Genomic DNA, 1,956 nt, shown 5'->3' on the forward strand with positions numbered 1-1,956 from the left:
AATCGAGTAGGAGGAAAATAGAATAGTTTTCCTCCTATTCTATTTTCCGACCTCTCACACCACCCGGCATACCGTTCGGTACCAAGGCGGTTCCTTACTTACGATACAATTCTACGATAACAATCCCTTAAGAAAGGGTATTTGGCAAGCCTTAAGGTGTCGTTGTTCAATGCGCGATGTAGGATAGCACTGTCGGCAATGCGCCAGTAGCCCTTTCGGGTGTTAGCCCATTCCCATGCTTTTTGTTTGCCTATCCCGCACGTCAACAGGTTCTTAAAACGTGTCTTCACTTTCTTCCAGCATTTCCAGATACACATCCGAAGCCTGCGGCGGTACCATTCGTCTATCCTTTGCAGCCTATTCTTCATGTCCGCTAACTTGAAGTATTCAAGCCAGCCGTTGATGAAGAGACGAAGGGCGATTTTCCGCTTTTCATACCCCATACCGTTACTCCGACTCGTCAGCTCTTTCAGTCGAGCTTTCAGTTTCCCGTAACTTTTCCGGTGGACACTCAAGCGGCATTCTCCCGATTTAATGTAGAAACCATATCCCAGGAACTTCATGCCCCGGACATGGCCTACATGGGTCTTCTCTTTATTCACACGGAGATACAGTATGCCCTCGATGTAACGGATGATACCTGCTTTTGTCCGTTCGGCCGCACGTTTACTCTTACAGAAGATTAAACAGTCGTCGGCATAACGTACAAATGGATGCCCCCGGGCCTCCAGCTCCCTGTCCAGTTCATTAAGCATGATGTTACTCAATAAAGGACTTAGGGGGCCGCCCTGGGGTACTCCCGAACGGCTCTCCTCAAACCTTTCTCCTATCTGCACTCCCGCCAGTAAGTATCTGTGGATGAGCGATACAACCCGACCGTCTTTGATACGTTTGGATAGGAGTGCTATCAGGCGGCTGTGGCTGACCGTGTCGAAGAATTTCTCCAGATCTAAGTCAACCGCATACCTATAGCCTGAGGTGATATACGTCCGGGCTTGTTCCAGGGCATCATGGCAACTCCGCTTGGGGCGGAATCCATAGCTGGTTTCGCTGAACTCCCGTTCATAGATGGGCGAGAGGATTTGCGATATGCATTGTTGGACGAAACGGTCAACAACCGTAGGGATACCCAACAGGCGTTTCTTTCCGCCGTCCTTGGGTATTTCCACGCGCCGTACCGGATTCGGCTTGTACTTGCCCGTGCCGATGGCATGCAGGAGTTCTCCTTTATGCCCATGGAGCCAAGCCAGCAAATCTGTCGTATCCATGCCGTCTATGCCCCCACTCCCTTTGTTTGAAACCACCCGCTTATAGGCTTTGTTCATGTTGGAGGGTGATAGGATTTGCTCAAGCAGACCGCCTTCCGTAAATCGTACTTCCGTGAGGTTGTTTTCAGTTATCCCAATAAAAGTCTGCACTCCTAGGTAGCCGTCGGATGCCGTCCTATTCTTCCCTTGGCAGCTATCACTCTCCGTTGATATTTTCTGCATTCTTCCCTTCACCGGGTAACATTCATTTACTGCCCACTTATAATAAGGTTCAGTCCTTCGACACTTCGTGAGGCCTCCTGCTTTTCCTTTTCTTTTAACAGGCTCGTGTCCGTATCTACTATGACCTCTGCTGACTTCTCACGGCTAGCTTTACTCCATGCTTCTGAAAAAAAAAACGTCCGCACGTCCGTGAGACCTCCCCGGGTAAGAACGATAACTTTCATCCCATATACCTGTTACATTTACCATGCTGTCCCCGTGCAGTATCGGACTTCGATTTGTTATGCAATCTCATCCGGACAGCTTTGGCCTTATATGTACTTCCTGTTCGTCAGGCCGGGATTTTGCCGCCGGCTTCCTTCAGATTCCACCTCGCGATGGACACCCTTGCCTTTGGCTAACACTTCCTACTGCTAAGCGTGTTCGGGACTTGCACCCTAGAGTTATCGCCCATGCCGGGCGCACA

At 49.9% G+C, this 1,956-nt stretch carries 1 protein-coding gene; it reads right to left on the reverse strand.

The window, feature by feature from the left end; genetic code table 11:
* Positions 1-98 precede the first annotated feature (98 nt).
* The gene (gene ltrA, locus ACEVG1_RS20970) at positions 99-1,490 is read right to left on the reverse strand and encodes a group II intron reverse transcriptase/maturase (RefSeq protein ID WP_374745686.1); all 1,392 of its coding nucleotides are present in this window, start codon (positions 1,488-1,490) and stop codon (positions 99-101) included.
* Positions 1,491-1,956 lie beyond the last annotated feature (466 nt).

This window comes from Parapedobacter sp. 2B3 (genome assembly GCF_041925275.1).
GTDB lineage: Bacteria > Bacteroidota > Bacteroidia > Sphingobacteriales > Sphingobacteriaceae > Parapedobacter > Parapedobacter pyrenivorans_A.

What these genes read in the sequence shown, in the direction of transcription:
- ltrA (WP_374745686.1), bottom strand. Translation starts at nt 1,490, where the DNA reads ATGCAGAAAATATCAACGGAGAGTGATAGCTGCCAAGGGAAGAATAGG.